Source organism: Blastococcus sp. TML/C7B (assembly GCF_016612845.1).
Classification (GTDB): Bacteria; Actinomycetota; Actinomycetes; order Mycobacteriales; family Geodermatophilaceae; genus Blastococcus.
Genome location: NZ_JAEOAA010000002.1, coordinates 1 through 15015 on the forward strand (window position 1 = coordinate 1; position 15015 = coordinate 15015).

General features: G+C 70.5%; 11 protein-coding genes and 1 pseudogene. 10 read left to right on the plus strand and 2 right to left on the minus strand.

Features of this window, described 5'->3' with window-relative positions; genetic code table 11:
- From JKP76_RS13050 to JKP76_RS13095, 10 genes and pseudogenes are all read left to right on the plus strand, one after another.
- Nucleotides 1-577, plus strand: a 577-nt coding sequence (locus JKP76_RS13050; protein WP_242471931.1) for an ABC transporter substrate-binding protein, incomplete at its 5' end; no start/stop codon positions are given.
- The gene (locus JKP76_RS13055) at nucleotides 564-932 is read left to right on the plus strand and encodes a hypothetical protein (protein WP_200491183.1); all 369 of its coding nucleotides are present in this window, start codon (nucleotides 564-566) and stop codon (nucleotides 930-932) included. The genes JKP76_RS13050 and JKP76_RS13055, both read left to right, overlap by 14 nt.
- Before the next feature lie 371 nt (nucleotides 933-1303).
- Nucleotides 1304-2980, plus strand: a complete 1677-nt coding sequence (locus JKP76_RS13060; protein ID WP_200491184.1) for an ABC transporter substrate-binding protein — start codon at nucleotides 1304-1306, stop codon at nucleotides 2978-2980.
- Nucleotides 2981-3282: 302 nt separating this feature from the next.
- Nucleotides 3283-4908 (plus strand): ABC transporter substrate-binding protein, encoded by a 1626-nt coding sequence (locus JKP76_RS13065; RefSeq protein WP_200491185.1) that lies wholly within the window; start codon nucleotides 3283-3285, stop codon nucleotides 4906-4908.
- Between the two features lie 720 nt (nucleotides 4909-5628).
- Nucleotides 5629-6926, plus strand: a pseudogene (locus JKP76_RS21115) (ABC transporter substrate-binding protein).
- A gap of 285 nt (nucleotides 6927-7211) precedes the next feature.
- On the plus strand, nucleotides 7212-8831 hold the full coding sequence (locus tag JKP76_RS13075; RefSeq protein ID WP_200491443.1) for an ABC transporter substrate-binding protein: 1620 nt from the start codon (nucleotides 7212-7214) through the stop codon (nucleotides 8829-8831).
- A gap of 6 nt (nucleotides 8832-8837) precedes the next feature.
- On the plus strand, nucleotides 8838-9797 hold the full coding sequence (locus JKP76_RS13080) for an ABC transporter permease (RefSeq protein ID WP_309229751.1): 960 nt from the start codon (nucleotides 8838-8840) through the stop codon (nucleotides 9795-9797).
- A gap of 42 nt (nucleotides 9798-9839) precedes the next feature.
- Entirely contained in the window at nucleotides 9840-10787 is a 948-nt protein-coding gene (locus tag JKP76_RS13085; RefSeq protein WP_200491188.1) for an ABC transporter permease, read from the plus strand.
- 171 nt (nucleotides 10788-10958) lie between these two features.
- On the plus strand, nucleotides 10959-11885 hold the full coding sequence (locus JKP76_RS13090; protein WP_309232979.1) for an ABC transporter ATP-binding protein: 927 nt from the start codon (nucleotides 10959-10961) through the stop codon (nucleotides 11883-11885).
- Nucleotides 11885-12916 carry an ABC transporter ATP-binding protein gene (locus JKP76_RS13095; protein ID WP_200491444.1) on the plus strand — a complete coding sequence of 344 codons (1032 nt, stop codon included), beginning with the start codon at nucleotides 11885-11887 and terminating at the stop codon, nucleotides 12914-12916. The genes JKP76_RS13090 and JKP76_RS13095 overlap by 1 nt, the downstream gene beginning before the upstream one ends.
- 85 nt (nucleotides 12917-13001) lie before the next feature.
- Here the strand turns inward: JKP76_RS13095 and JKP76_RS13100 are convergent, their stop codons facing one another.
- A complete protein-coding gene (locus tag JKP76_RS13100; protein WP_309229749.1) occupies nucleotides 13002-13703 on the minus strand; it encodes a dienelactone hydrolase family protein in 702 nt (233 codons plus the stop codon).
- Between the two features lie 164 nt (nucleotides 13704-13867).
- A complete protein-coding gene (locus JKP76_RS13105; protein ID WP_200491446.1) occupies nucleotides 13868-14980 on the minus strand; it encodes an acyl-CoA dehydrogenase family protein in 1113 nt (370 codons plus the stop codon).
- Nucleotides 14981-15015 lie beyond the last annotated feature (35 nt).

Genomic DNA, 15015 nt, shown 5'->3' on the forward strand with positions numbered 1-15015 from the left:
GCACCTGGACAAGATCACCTTCCGGCCGATCCCGGACGAGGACACCCGTCTGTCCAGCCTGCAGACCGGTGACATCGACGTCCTGCAGTCCCTGCGGCAGAGCACCGTGGTGAAGGCGCGCGAGCTCGACGGCGTCAGCAACTACGAACACCTGGGCAGCAACTCCGGTGCCATGACGATGAACACCAGCAAGCCGCCGTTCGACGACGTCCGCGTCCGCCGGGCCATGGCCTACGCCATGGATCAGGAGGCGCTGATCGAGGTCCTCGGTGGCGCCGGCGTCACCCCGCCGCAGACGCAGTTCTTCAGCCCGGACAGCCCGTACTACTCGGAGGCCCTCGAGGAGAGCTACCCGAAGTACGACCCGGAGAAGGCCCAGGAGCTCTACGACGAGTACGTGAACGACGCCGACCGCTCCGACGGCAAGGCGGTCGGCGAGCCGATCTCCTTCACCTTCCAGTGCCCGCCGGACCCGAGCCTCAACGAGCTCTCGCAGCTATTTCAGCGCACTGGGTGCCGAGGTCGAGCTCCAGCAGACCGAGCAGGCCGCCTGGATCCAGGACATGCTCGCCCGTGACTACGAGGCCGGCTGCACCCGCGTGGGTGCCGACCGCGACCCGTACATCGTGTTCAGCCAGGCCTTCCAGGAGAACCCGCTGAACATGACTGCCTTCCAGAGCCCGCAGATCGACGAGCAGCTGGAGATCCTGAAGACGACGACCGACATCGACGCGCGCAAGGCGGCCGTCGAGGCCATCGGCGAAGTGATCAACGAGAACGTGCCCAACACCTTCACCGCCGGCACCCTGACGGTCATGGCCACCCGCGACGCGGTGAAGAACCTCGACGGCTGGGTCTTCCCGGACGGCACGGCGGGGAACGGTGCCAGCAACTCGCAGGTCATGTGGGGACACGTGTGGGTCACCGACTGATCTGACGCTCCGCACCACGCAGCGGCCCGGGCGGGATCCTCGCCCGGGCCGCTGTGCAGGTCCCGGAGCTGCACGGACAGGGCAACGGCTGTGCACAGCGCGTGACGGACTCTGCGTGGCGGCAGCGCAGGGCGACGCGCGTCACTGCGGTGCAGACCCCCGTCCGGGCCGCTGCGTTCCCTGCCCGACCGGTACGAGCACGGCACGCCGTTGTGCGCAACGCCTCACCCAGGGGATCGGCGGTGTGGCGGGTCGCTCAGTGACGCAGATCACGAGTAGGGGCCACACTTCCCAGGACGCCCCCGAGGGCGCCGAGGACGCGCCGCCCGGCCGGCAGGCCGGGCAGCCGGAACTGGTTGAGGAGTGTGGAGATGCGAGCAATGCACCGCCCGACGAGACGGCCCTGGAGGCGTTCCGTCGTCTCGCTCGGGGCCGCGGCTCTGCTGCTGGGCGCGGCCGCTTGTGGCGGTGATGACGGGGACGGGGGTGACTCGAGCGGTGGGGCCCAGTCGGATGAGATCTCCGAGCAGGGCGAGCCGGTCACCGGGGGAACCATCGAGGTGGGCCTGGAGGCGGAGACCAACAGCTGGCTCCCGGGTGAGGGCAGCTTCGGCAACCCGGGCACCACGGTCGCCTATGCCATCTACGACCCGTTGATCAAGCGCTCGGAGGACGGTGAGCTCCAGCCCTACCTCGCCGAGTCGATGGAGCCCAACGAGGACCTCAGCCAGTGGACGCTGACGTTGCGTCCCGACGTGCTCTTCCATGACGGCACCCCGCTGAACGCCCAGGCGCTGAAGACCATCTTCGACACCTACCTCACGGCCCCGACGTCGAACGTCGCCACCACGCTGGCCGAGGTGACCTCGCTGGAGGTCGTGGACGACCTCACCGTGCGTTACGTCCTCGAGGCGCCCAACGCCGCCTTCCCCGACGTCCTCACGCTTGCCCCGGGCTGGCCGTTCTCGCCGACCGCGGCCGCACGGTTCGGTCCGGACGCCGGCGCCAACCCGGTGGGGACCGGCCCGTTCAGGTTCGTCAGCTGGCAGCGGGACAGCGCACTGGAGGTGGAACGCAACGAGGACTACTGGCAGGAGGGCCTGCCCTACCTCGACGGGATCACCTTCCGGCCGATCCCGGACGAGGACACCCGGCTGGCAAGCCTGCAGAGCGGTGACATCCACGCGCTGCAGACGCTGCGGCAGAGCACCGTGGCGCGTGCCCGGGAGTTCGACGGCGTGGACAACTACGAGTTCCTGGGCAACAACAGCGGTGTGTCGCTGATCAACACCTCCAGGCCGCCGTTCGACGACGTGCGGGTGCGGCAGGCGCTGGCGTACTCCATCGACCAGCCGGCGCTCATCGACGTACTCGGCGGCACCGGGCTGACCCCGGAGGCCACCCAGTACTTCAGCCCGGACAGCCCCTACTACTCGGAGAAGGCGGCCGAGGCGTACCCGACCTACGACGTGGAGCGGGCCCAGGAGCTCTACGACGACTACATCAACGACCCGGAGCGCTCCGACGGGCAACCGGTGGGCACTGACCTCTCCTTCACCTACAACTGCCCGCCCGACCCCAGCCTCAACGAGCTCTCCCAGCTCTACCAGTCGTTCTGGAGCGCGCTGGGCATGGACGTGCAGCTCAACACGGTGGAGCAGGCCGCCCACATCCAGAACGCGCTCGCCAAGGACTACGACGCCCAGTGCTACCGGGTCGGCTCCCAGCGGGACCCCTACGTCGTGCTCGGGGATGCGTTCACCCCCGGCCCACTCAACGTCACCGGCTACACGAGCCCGGTGATCGACGAGAACCTGGAGATCCTCCGCACGACCACGGGCGTGGAAGCGCGGCGGGCCGCGGTCGAGGAGATCAGCCTCGACCTGGCCGAGAACGTGCCCAACGTCTTCACCGGGTACACGCTCACCGACGTGGCCGTGCGCGACGAGGTGAAGAACGTCGACGGCTGGACCTTCCCCGACGGCACGATGGGGAACGGGGCGGCGGACGCCACCACCATGTGGGGCTTCGTCTGGCTGGCCGACTAGGCCCTGACCTCGTCACGACTTGCCCGGGCGCACCGCGCCCGGGCCGTCGTGCATCCGCCACCCGGACGGGTCACCCGGCGGGCAGGGTTGTGTGCTGCGTCACACAGACTTGGCATCGAGCCGTGCGCCGGCCCGGTGGCGCAGTTCACAGTCGTGGTCCACACTCCGACCACGCCCCCGAGGGCGCTGCCAACGCGCTGGTCGACCGGCTGCCGGGGCCTGGCGCATCTGCTGTGAGGAGTGTGGACATGCGAGGACTTCGCCGCCCGACGAGACGTCCCTGGAGGCGCAGGCTCGCCTCGATGGGGGCCGCGGCACTGCTGCTCGGCACGGCCGCCTGTGGCGGTGACGACGGCGGGAACGAGGACACGTCGTCCGGGGGAGCGGGGACCGACGAGATCTCCGAGCAGGGCGAGCCGGTCGAGGGCGGTGAGATCACGATCGGCCTGGAGGCGGAGACCAACAGCTGGCTGCCCGGGGAGGGTTTGTTCGCCGAGCCGGGCACCAACGTGGCGTTCGCCATCTACGACCCGCTGATGAAGCGCACGGCGGACGGCGAGCTCAAGCCCTACCTCGCCGAGTCCATGGAGCCCAACGAGGAGCTCACCGTCTGGACGCTGACGCTGCGACCGGACGTCCAGTTCCACGACGGCACGCCGTTGAACGCCGAGGCGCTCAAGAGCAACTTCGACGAGTACCTGACCGCGCCGACGTCCAACGTGGCCGCCTCCCTGGCCGCGGTGACCTCGCTGGACGTGGTGGACGACCTGACCGTGCGGTACAACCTCGCCGCGCCCGATGCCGCCTTCCCCGACGTGCTCACCAGCGCCTCGGGCATGCCGTTCTCGCCCACCGCCGCGGCCGCCGCCGGCCCGGACGCCGGGGCCAACCCGGTCGGCACCGGCCCCTTCCGGTTCGTCAGCTGGCAGCGGGACAGCGCCCTGGTGGTGGAGCGGAACGAGAACTACTGGCAAGAGGGGCTACCCCACCTGGACAAGATCACCTTCCGCCCGATCCCCGACGAGGACACCCGGCTGTCCAGCCTGCAGAGCGGCGACATCGACGCGCTGCAGACCCTGCGGCAGAGCACCGTCGGACGCGCCCGTGAGTTCGACGGCGTGGACAACTACGAGTACCTGGGCAACAGCAGCACCGTCTCGCTGATCAACACCACCCGGCCGCCGTTCGACGACGTCCGGGTGCGCCAGGCCCTGGCCCACGCGATCGACCAGCCGGCGCTGATCGACGTGCTCGGCGGCACCGGCCTGACGCCGGAGGCCACCCAGTACTTCAGCCCGGACAGCCCGTTCTACTCCGAGGAGGCGGCGGAGGCATTCCCCACCTACGACGTGGAGCGGGCCCAGGAGCTCTACGACGAGTACATCAACGACCCGCAGCGCTCCGACGGCCAGCCGGTGGGAACCGACCTCTCGTTCACGTTCAACTGCCCGCCCGACCCCAGCCTCAACGAGCTCTCCCAGCTCTACCAGTCGTTCTGGAGCTCGCTCGGCATGGAGGTGAGCCTCAACACCGTCGAGCAGGCAGCTCACATCCAGAACGCCATCGCGAAGGACTACGACGTCCAGTGCTTCCGGGCCGGCAGCCAGGCCGATCCGGGGTTCACCCTCAGTCGGGCCTTCACCCCGGGCGCGCTGAACTTCACCGGTTACACCAGCCCGGAGATCGACGAACAACTCCAGGTGCTCCGCACCACGACGGACCTCGAGGCGCGCAAGGATGCGGTGGAGGCGATCAGCATGGAGGTCTCGGAGAACGTGCCGAACCTCTTCACCGGCCACAACCTGACCGACATCGCGGTGCGGGAAGTGGTCAAGAACGTCGACGGCTGGACGTTCCCGGACGGTACGCCGGGTGACGGCGTCCCGAGCGGCTCCGCCATGTGGGGCCACGCCTGGCTGGCCGACTAGGCTCCGACCTCGCCCACGGCGGCCCGGGCGCACCGCGCCCGGGCCGCCGTCGCGTTCCGCCACGGCGCTCCCGCGTGCGGCGCTGACCCAGGTCACCTCCTGGCGCACGCTGCTGCGGTGGGCAGCCACGCGCACGTCCCCGACGATGCGTGCGAGCACCTCGGCGCCCGTTCAGGAGCCCGTCGACGGCGAGCTCGTCGTCGGGTCGGAGGCCGTCGTGCGTCGGGGCCCGGGCGATCCGCGACACGTCGACACGTGGTGACGTGGCTCACTGCGTGGGTCACACTGCGTCCGCGCGCATCGGCGCGCACGCGTCGACGCGCCGGCCTTCACGGCGTCGTCGTGCGGTACGCACCTCCGGTCGGGGAGATCCACATGCGAGGACATCGACGTCCGCAGGACGGCCCGTGGACGCGGGTCGTCGTCTCGGCCGGCCTGGCGGCCCTGCTGCTCGGCTCCGCCGCCTGCGGCGGTGGGGACGACGACGGGGGCGGCGACGGCGGCGGGGAGCGGGAGGTCGGTGCGGTCACCGACGTCTCGGAGCAGGGCGACCCGGTCGACGGCGGCGAGATCGTCGTGGGCCTGGAAGCGGAGACCAGCAGCTGGCTGCCCGGCCAGGGCACCTTCAACCAGCCCGGCGTGAATGTCGCCTACTCGATCTACGACCCGCTCATGCACCGCACCGCCGAGGGCGAGGTCGAGCCGTACCTGGCCGAGTCGATGGAGCCCAACGCCGAGCTCACCGAGTGGACGCTCACGCTGCGCCCCGGCGTGCGCTTCCACGACGGCACGCCCCTGGACGCGCAGGCGCTCAAGACCATCTTCGACGACTACCTGACCGCGCCGGGGGCGAACACCGCCGCCTCGCTCGACGAGGTCACGGCGCTGGACGTCGTCGACCAACTCACCGTCGTCTACCGGCTGCGGGAGGCCAACGCCGCCTTCCCGGTGCTGCTCATCTCCTCGCCCGGCTGGCCCTTCTCGCCCACGGCGGCCGCCGCGGCCGGCGAGGACGCCGGCGCCCGGCCGGTGGGCACCGGCCCCTTCCGGTTCGTCTCCTGGCAGCGCGACAGCCAGCTGGTCGTATCACGTTCCGGCCCATGCCCGACGAGGACACCCGGCTGGCCAGCCTGCGCAGCGGTGACATCGACGCGATGCAGTCGCTGCGGCAGAGCACCGTCATCCGCGCCCGCGACCTGGACGGCATCGACAGCTACGAGCACCTCGGCAGCAATTCCGGCGCGGGGACGCTCAACACCAGCAAGCCGCCGTTCGACGACGTCCGCGTCCGCCGGGCGCTGGCCCACGCGCTGGACCAGGAGGCGATCATCGAGGTGCTGGGCGGTGCCGGCGTCACCCCGCCGACGACGCAGTTCTTCAGCGAGGACAGCCCCTACTACTCCGAGAAGGTCGCCGAGGCATACCCGTCCTACGACCCGGAGAAGGCGCAGGAGCTCTACGACGAGTACGTGAACGACCCCGAGCGCTCCGACGGCAAGCCGGTCGGCACCGACCTCGCCTTCACCTACAGCTGCCCGCCCGACCCCAGCCTGAACGAGGTCGCCCAGCTGGTGCAGTCGCTCTACGGTGCGCTGGGCGCCCAGGTGGAGCTCGAGCAGGTCGAGCAGGCCACCTGGATCCAGAAGATGCTGGCGCGCGACTACGACACAGGATGCACCCGCGTCGGGGCCGACAGCGACCCCTACATCGTGTTCGACGCGGCCTTCACCGAGGGGCCGCTGAACATGACGGCCTTCCAGAGCCCGGAGATCGACGAGCAGCTGGACATCCTGCGGACGACGACCGACCTCGACCTGCGCAAGGCAGCCGTGGAGGAGATCGGGCTGATCGTCAACGAGAACGTGCCCAACACGTTCAGCGGCGGGACGCTGACGGTCATGGCGACCCGGGAGGCCGTCAAGAACGTCGACGGCTGGGTGTTCCCGGACGGCGGCCCCCGGGGCAACGGCGCGGCCTCCGCGCAGGTCATGTGGGGCCACGTCTGGCTGGCCGGCTGACGGAGCGCCTGCGCGGCCCGGGAGGGGGCCCGTGGTGGCACTCTCCCGGGCGCCCGGAGACGTTGTGCGCATCGCATAGTTCGACACCCGACGAGAGTGGCGAGCCGCCTAGTGACGCAGCCCACTGCCGTAGGACAGACTCCCAGCACGCGCTGTGGGCGCTCGCACATCGACGCGCCGTTCGCCGGCCTGGTCGCTGTGCCGGTACGACACTGGTCAAGGAGAAATTTGATGCGAGGACATCGGCGCCCGATGCGAGGCCCGTGGAAGCAGGCTGTCGCTTCCGTGGGGCTCGTGGGAGTGCTGCTCGGGAGCGCCGCCTGCGGCGGTGGCGACGACGAGGGCGGCGACGCCGAGGCCGGTGCGGTCAGCGAGTCGGTGGAGGCCGGTGACCCGGTCGAGGGCGGTGAGATCGTCGTCGGCCTGGAGGCCGAGACCAACAGCTGGCTGCCCAGCGAGGGCACGTTCAACCAGCCCGGGCTCAACGTGGCGTACGCGATCTACGACCCGCTGATGCAGCGCAGCGAGGACGGTCCCGTCGAGCCCTATCTCGCCGAGTCGCTCACGCCGAACGACGACCTCACCGAGTGGACGCTGAAGCTCCGCCCGGACGTGCAGTTCCACGACGGCACCCCGCTGAACGCCGAGGCGCTGAAGACTGTGTTCGACACCTACCTCAAGGCGCCCGGCTCGCGGCTCTCCGCGCAGCTCGCCGAGGTCACCTCGCTGGACGTCGTCGACGACCTGACCGTCAGCTACAAGCTCGCGCAGACCAACGCGGCCTTCCCCGACATCCTGGTCGGTGCCGCCGGCTGGCCGTTCTCCCCCACCGCCGCCGCGGCGGCCGGCCCCGACGCCGGCGCCAACCCGGTCGGCACCGGCCCGTTCACGTTCGTCTCCTGGCAGCGCGACTCCAACCTCGTCGTGCAGAAGAACGAGAACTACTGGCAGGAGGGCAAGCCCTACCTGGACAAGATCACGTTCCGGCCGATCCCCGACGAGGACACCCGCCTGTCGAGCCTCCGCAGCGGTGACATCGACGTCATGCAGTCGCTGCGCCAGAGTACCGTCATCAAGGCGCGCGAGCTGGACGGCGTGAACAACTTCGAGCACCTGGGCAGCAACGCCGGCGCCCTGACGCTCAACGTCAGCCGGGCGCCGTTCGACGACATCCGCGTGCGCCAGGCGCTGGTGTACGCCGTCGACCAGGAGGGCCTGATCGAGGTCCTCGGTGGCTCCGGCGTCACGCCCCCGCAGACGCAGTTCTGGAGCCCGGACAGCCCCTGGTACTCCGAGAGGGTCGCCGAGGCCTACCCGGCGTTCGACCCGGAGAAGGCCCAGGAGCTCTACGACGACTACGTCAACGACCCGGAGCGCTCCGACGGCAAGCCGGTCGGCACGCCGCTGTCCTTCACCTTCCAGTGCCCGCCGGACCCCAGCCTCAACGAGCTCTCCCAGCTCTACCAGGCGCTGTGGGGCAACCTGGGTGCCGAGGTCGAGCTGCAGCAGACCGAGCAGGCCGCCTGGATCCAGGACATGATCGCCCGCGACTACGACACCGGCTGCACCCGCGTCGGTGCCGACCGTGACCCCTACCTCGTGTTCGACGACGCCTTCACCGAGGGCCCGCTGAACATGACCGCCTTCCAGAGCCCCGAGATCGACGAGCAGCTCGAGATCCTGCGCACGACGACCGACGTCGACGCGCGCAAGGCAGCCGTCGAGGAGATCGGCCTGGTCCTGAACGAGAACGTCCCCAACGCGTTCAGCGGCGGCACGCTCACCGTCCTGGCCACCGACGAGTCGGTCCGGAACCTGGACGGCTGGACCTTCCCCGACGGCACCATGGGCAACGGGGCGAACGCCTCGACGGCCATGTGGGGCCACGTCTGGCGAGTGGAGTAACCGCCCGTGTACGTCCTCCGCAGGCTCCCGTCGTTGCTGGCCACGCTCTTCGCGGTGTCGTTGCTGACCTTCCTCATGACCAGTCTGCTGCCCGGTGACCCGGCGCTGCAGATCCTGGGTGCGGAGAACGCAACGCCCGAGGCGATCGCGGCCGTCCGCGCCGATCTCGGCCTCGACGACCCGCTCCCCGTGCGCTACCTGCACTGGATCGGTGACGCGCTGACCGGCGACTTCGGTCGCTCCTACCGGACCAACGAGCCGGTCAGCGACGCCATCCTGGACCGGCTGCCGGTCACCGCCGAGATCGGCATCCTCGCGATCGTCATCGCGCTGCTCGTGGCCATCCCGGTCGGGATGCTGTCGGCCTACCGGGCCGGCACGCGGACCGACAAGCTGATCAGCAGCACGAGCTTCGGCCTCCTCGCGGTGCCGAACTTCATGGTGGCGATCTTCCTGATCCTGATCTTCGCCGTGTGGTTGGGCGTGCTGCCCGCCACGGGCTGGGTGAACTTCACCGACGACCCGGTGCAGAACCTCAGATCGGCGTTGCTCCCGGCGTTGTCCCTCGCGATCGCGGAGATGGCGGTCTACACCCGACTGCTCCGCACGGACATGATCGCAACGCTGCAGCAGGACTTCGTGACGATGGCGCGCGTCAAGGGCGTCTCGAACCGGCGGATCCTCTTCCGGCACGCACTGCGCCCGTCGTCGTTCTCCCTGATGACGGTCGCGGGCGTGCAGGTCGGGGCGATCATCGGCGGCTCGGTCGTCATCGAGACGCTGTTCGCGCTGCCCGGGGTCGGTCGCCTGCTGCTCGAGGCGGTACTCGTCCGCGACCTGCTCATGGTCCAGGGCGTCGCACTGGTGATCGCCATCAGCTACGTCGTCGTGAACTTCACCGTCGACATCCTGTACTCGTATCTCGACCCGAGGATCTCGCATGGACGCTCTGCGGCACGAGTCTGACCCCCTGTCCGCCGCGCACCTCTCGACCGAACGGGACGACGCATGAGCACCCCTGTGCCCAATCTCGGCGCTCCGCACCCGGGGGCCACCTCGGAGCTGGCGCTCGGCGACGGTCTCGTCGCCGAGACCAGCGGCGGTGCCGCGGCTGCCGCGGCACCCGCGGCGAAGCGGAAGAAGCGCGGCTACGGCATCAGCTTCTGGCTGGCCACGGCCTGGCTGGTGGTGGTGCTCATCTGCGCTGTCTTCGCCGACCTGCTGCCGGTCAAGGACCCGCTCACCCCGGACGTCATCAACAAGCTGGCCTACCCCGGTCCCGAGCACTGGCTCGGTACCGACGGCCTGGGCCGTGACAACCTGGCCCGGCTGGTCCACGGTGCGCGCGTCTCGGTGACGATCAGCGTCACGGCGGTGGCCATCGGCATGGTGGTCGGTGGCTTCATCGGCATCGTCGCGGGCTTCTTCCGCGGCAAGCTGGAGACCGTCCTCATGACGATCATCAACGTCATCCTGGCCTTCCCGGCCCTGGTGCTGCTGCTGGTCCTGCTGGCCTTCGTCGGCCGCAGCCTCGTCGTGATCTCCCTGATCGTCGGCTTCCTGTCCATCCCGATCTACACCCGTGTGGCCCGGGCGACCACGCTGGCCGTCGCCGAGCGCGAGTTCGTCCGGGCGGCCCGGACGATGGGCGCGAAGAACTCGCGAGTCCTGGCCCGCGAGATCCTGCCCAACGTCGTGCTCCCGGTGGCCGCGTTCGGCCTGGTGGCCATGGGCGTGGTGATCGTGCTGGAAGGGACGCTGGCCTTCCTGGGCCTCAGCGTCCAGCAGCCGGCGCCCACCTGGGGCGGCATGATCTTCGACGGCAAGCGGTACCTCAGCGAGGCCCCGCACGTCGTGCTGATCCCCTCGATCGCCATGTTCCTCACGGTGCTGTCGCTGAACCTGGTCGGCGACTCGCTCCGCAGCCGCTTCGACGTCCGAGGGAGCAACCTGTGACGACCGCGCCGCCGCTGGACGGCCGAGCGAACGAGCCCCTGCTCGAGGTGGACGACCTCCGCACCTACTTCGACACGCCGCGAGGCATCGTCAAGGCGGTGGACGGGGTCTCCCTCCGGGTGGACCGGGGCAAGACACTCGGCATCGTGGGGAGTCCGGTCGGGGAAGACCGTGCTGTCGCGGTCGATCATGAACCTGCTGCCCCGCACGAACACCATCCGCGAGGGCTCCGTGCGCTTCGAGGGTCGTGAGCTCACGACCATGAAGAACAAGGAGATGCGGACCATCTGGGGCGCCGAGCTGGCGATGATCCTGCAGGACCCGATGACCTCGCTGAACCCGGTCACCAAGATCGGCGAGCAGATCACCGAGTCCCTGGGCATCCACCTGGGTGAGAAGGGCAAGGTCGCGCGGGCGCACGCCGTCGAGCTGCTCAAGTCGGTGGGCATCCCGGCCGCCGAGCGGCGGCTGGGGGAGTACCCCCACCAGCTGTCGGGCGGCATGCGGCAGCGCGTGACCATCGCGATCGCGCTGGCCTGCGGCCCCAAGCTGCTGGTCGCCGACGAGCCGACGACGGCGCTGGACGTCACCGTGCAGCGCCAGATCCTGGACCTGCTCGAGTCCCAGCAGAGCCAGCGCAACATGGGTCTGATCATCATCACCCACGACCTCGGTGTCGTCGCCGGGCGAGCGGACGAGATCGCCGTCATGTACGCGGGCCGGGTCGTCGAGCGGGCGCCCACCCGGGAGCTCTTCGCCCGCCATCGGCACCCGTACACGGAGGGGCTGTTGCGGTCCATCCCGCGGCTGCACCAGCCCAGCCACACCAGGCTGCAGGCCATCCCGGGGCGCCCGCCGGACCTGGTGGACCCGCCGGCCGGGTGCGCGTTCGCCCCGCGGTGCAACTACGCGCAGGACAAGTGCCTGACGGAGACGCCGCCGCTGGCGCCGCATGCCGCCGGGCACGAGGCGGCCTGCCACTTCCCGGTGGGGACGGCCGCCGGCCAGGAGGCGCTCGCGCGGAACGTGGCCGCCGGGCGCACCGCCGCCGGCACCCCCCTCGATGAGACGGTTCTCGCAACGGCAGGAGCAGCCTGATGGCCGGAAGTGGTACCGCGCACCTGCGGGACCAGGACGACATCGTCCTGCGTGTCGAGGGCCTGGTCGTGGAGTTCCCGCTGGAGAAGGGGCAGAAGGTCCACGCCGTCTCGGGCATCAGCTTCGACATCGCCAAGGGCGAGACGCTGGGCCTGGTCGGTGAGTCCGGCTGTGGCAAGTCGACGACCGGGCGGGCGATCATGCAGGCTCCCCGCCCGACCGGCGGCAAGATCCTCTTCGACGACAAGGACCTCAGCGGTCTGTCCGCCGACGAGCTCCGCCGCAGCCGCACGAAGCTGCAGATGATCTACCAGGACCCGATCTCGTCGCTGAACCCCCGGCGCCGGGTGAAGGACATCGTGGCCGAGGGGCTGTCGATCTGGGAGGGCAAGGGCAGCGACGACCCGCGGGTCAACGACATGCTGGCGGAGGTCGGGCTGGACCCCGAGCGGGCCGGCTCGCGACGTCCGCACGAGATGTCCGGTGGCCAGTGCCAGCGCGTCTCCATCGCGCGGTCGCTGATCATGCGGCCCGAGGTGCTCATCTGCGACGAGCCGGTGTCGGCGCTCGACGTCTCCGTGCAGGCGCAGATCCTCAACCTGCTCGAGGACCTCAAGGCCGAGTACAACCTGACGATGGTGTTCATCGCCCACGACCTCGCCGTCGTGAAGAACATCAGCGACCGGGTGGCTGTCATGTACCTCGGCAAGATCTGCGAGGTGGCACCGTCCGACCAGCTGTACGCGCAGCCGGCGCACCCGTACACGGCTGCCCTGCTGGCCTCCATCCCGGAGCCGGATCCGGACGCCAAGCACAGCGACGCCGGCCTGGGTGGCGAGCTGCCCTCCCCGGTCGATCCGCCGAGCGGCTGCCGGTTCCGGACCCGCTGCCCGCGGGCCGCGGACCTGTGCGCCGGGGAGGAGCCGCAGATGCGCGAGGTCGCCCAGGGCCAGTACGTCGCCTGCCACTTCCCGCTGGTGGGGGAGCAGGCACCCGAGGGCGACCGGGCGATGGCGTCGACCCCCGCCTGAGCCCAGCAGCACCCACCGCGGCTGAGCCGACCGGTTCCCCGGTCGGCTCAGCCGCGGTCGTGCGTCCGGGCTCGGTTCGTCCAGGTCAGGACCGGGACACGCGGTCGGTGAGCGCCAGGACGTGCTGCCAGGCGTCTTGGCAGGCGTCGGCCCAGTCTCCGAAGGCGCGGTCGAAGAAGGAGTGCGGCGCGCCCTCGTAAACGGGGGCGTCCACGTCGGCGCCGGCGGCGCGCATCCTCCCGGCCAGGGCGAGCTGGTCCTCGACCGGCGTCGCCGCGTCGGCGCCGGCGATGACCATGACGGTGGGCAGGGCGGCCCGCTCGGCGGCGTCGCCGACCATCGAGGGCCGGCCGTAGAACCCCGCGCACCCGGCCAGACCCAGGTCGCCGCCGGACTGCCGCCAGGAGTGGCTGCCGCCGAAGCAGAAACCGACCGTGACCACGGGCAGATCGGCGCCGTGCCGCTCCCGCAGCGCGGCGATGGCGGCGGCGATGTCGGCGTCGATGCCCTCAGGCGTCGTCTGCGGGATGTGCTCCTGCCAGCCGAAGTCCTCCCCGCGGGTTCCGCCCTCGGGCAGGCCGGCGGTGCGCCCGAACCAGTCGATCGCGACGGCGGCGACTCCGGCCTCGGCGAAGCGCTCGGTCAGCGCCACGTAGTAGGGGTGCAGGCCGCGGATGTCAGGGAGGACGACCACGCCGGTGCCCGGCGTGTCCGCCGGCGCGGCGTAGGCGGCGGCGAACTGCGTGCCGTCGGCGGCGGTCAGGGTGAGGGAGGCGCGTTCTGCCACCTCACCGCTGCGGGGTGGGGCGGGCGGGCGGCTGTCGTGGTCATGGCACATGAGTCCGTTGTAGCCGTTCTCGGGGGCGGCCGCCCGTCGGTGGCGGACCCCGGACGTGCGACGGCCCCCGTGCCGGCCGGGTGGCCGGCACGGGGGCCGAGGTGCGCGGGAGGTCAGGCGAGCAGCTGCTCGGCCACGGCGTCCCAGTGCTCGGTCGGGGTGCCGAAGAGCAGACCCGTGGACTTGGCGCGGCGGTAGTACAGGTGGGCGTCGTGCTCCCACGTGAACGCGATGCCACCGTGCAGCTGGATCGAGTCGGAGGCGGCCAGCCAGTAGGCTTCTGAGCAGTACGCCTTGGCGAGGTCGACCGAGATCTCGGCGTCCTCGGCACCCTCGGCCAGCGCCCACAGGGCGTAGTAGGCCGCGGAGCGGGCGGACTCGACCTCGAGCAGCATGTCGGCGCAGCGGTGCTTGACGGCCTGGAAGCTGCCGACGGGGCGGCCGAACTGGTAGCGCAGGTTGACGTACTCGACCGTGCGCTCGAGGCAGCGCTGGGCGCCGCCGACCTGTTCGGTGGCGAGCAGGACGATGGCGATGCGCATGAGCTGGGGGACCAGCGTCGCGGCGTCGCCCTCGGCACCGACCAGGCGGGCCGGGGTGCCCGAGAAGCGGACCTCGGCCAGCTTGCGGGTCATGTCGAGGGTGGTGAGCGCCTTGCGGGTCAGGCCGGAGGCCGAGGCGTCGACCGCGAAGACGCTGGGGCCACCGGGGGCCTGGGCGACGACGAGGAGCAGGCCCGCGGTGGTGCCGTCGAGGACGAAGGACTTGGTGCCGTCGATGGTCCAGCCCTCGCCGGCCCGGGTGGCGGTGGTCGACAGGTTCTCCGCCGTCCACCTGCCGTCGGCCTCGGCCAGCGCGACAGTGGCGATCGTCGAGCCCTCGGCGATGCCGGGCAGCAGGTCGGACTTGGCCTGCTGGTCGTCCGACAGCTGGAGCAGGTTGGCCGCGATCACGGTGGCCAGGTAGGGGGCGGGCAGCAGCGCGCGGCCCATCTCCTCGGTGACCAGGGCGGTCTCCAGGATGCTGAAACCGGAGCCGCCGAACTCCTCGGGGATGGCGAGGCCCTGGAGGCCGAGCTGCTCGGCCATCTGCTTCCAGACGCCGGCGTCGTAGCCCTCGTCGGTCTCCATGAGGCGGCGGACCTCCTGCGAGGAGGACCTGGTCTCGAGGAAGCGGCGCAGGGTCCGGCGTAGCTCTTCCTGCTCCTTGTCGAACTGCATCAGCATGGGGTGAACCTCTCAGAAGTCGTGCGGTCAGGACA

Excerpts from the sequence above, each read along its gene's own strand:
- JKP76_RS13055 (WP_200491183.1), top strand. The coding sequence starts at position 564 with ATGCTCGCCCGTGACTACGAGGCCGGCTGCACCCGCGTGGGTGCCGAC.
- JKP76_RS13060 (WP_200491184.1), top strand. The coding sequence starts at position 1,304 with ATGCGAGCAATGCACCGCCCGACGAGACGGCCCTGGAGGCGTTCCGTC.
- JKP76_RS13065 (WP_200491185.1), top strand. The coding sequence starts at position 3,283 with ATGGGGGCCGCGGCACTGCTGCTCGGCACGGCCGCCTGTGGCGGTGAC.
- JKP76_RS13085 (WP_200491188.1), top strand. The coding sequence starts at position 9,840 with ATGAGCACCCCTGTGCCCAATCTCGGCGCTCCGCACCCGGGGGCCACC.
- JKP76_RS13095 (WP_200491444.1), top strand. The coding sequence starts at position 11,885 with ATGGCCGGAAGTGGTACCGCGCACCTGCGGGACCAGGACGACATCGTC.
- JKP76_RS13105 (WP_200491446.1), bottom strand. The coding sequence starts at position 14,980 with ATGCTGATGCAGTTCGACAAGGAGCAGGAAGAGCTACGCCGGACCCTG.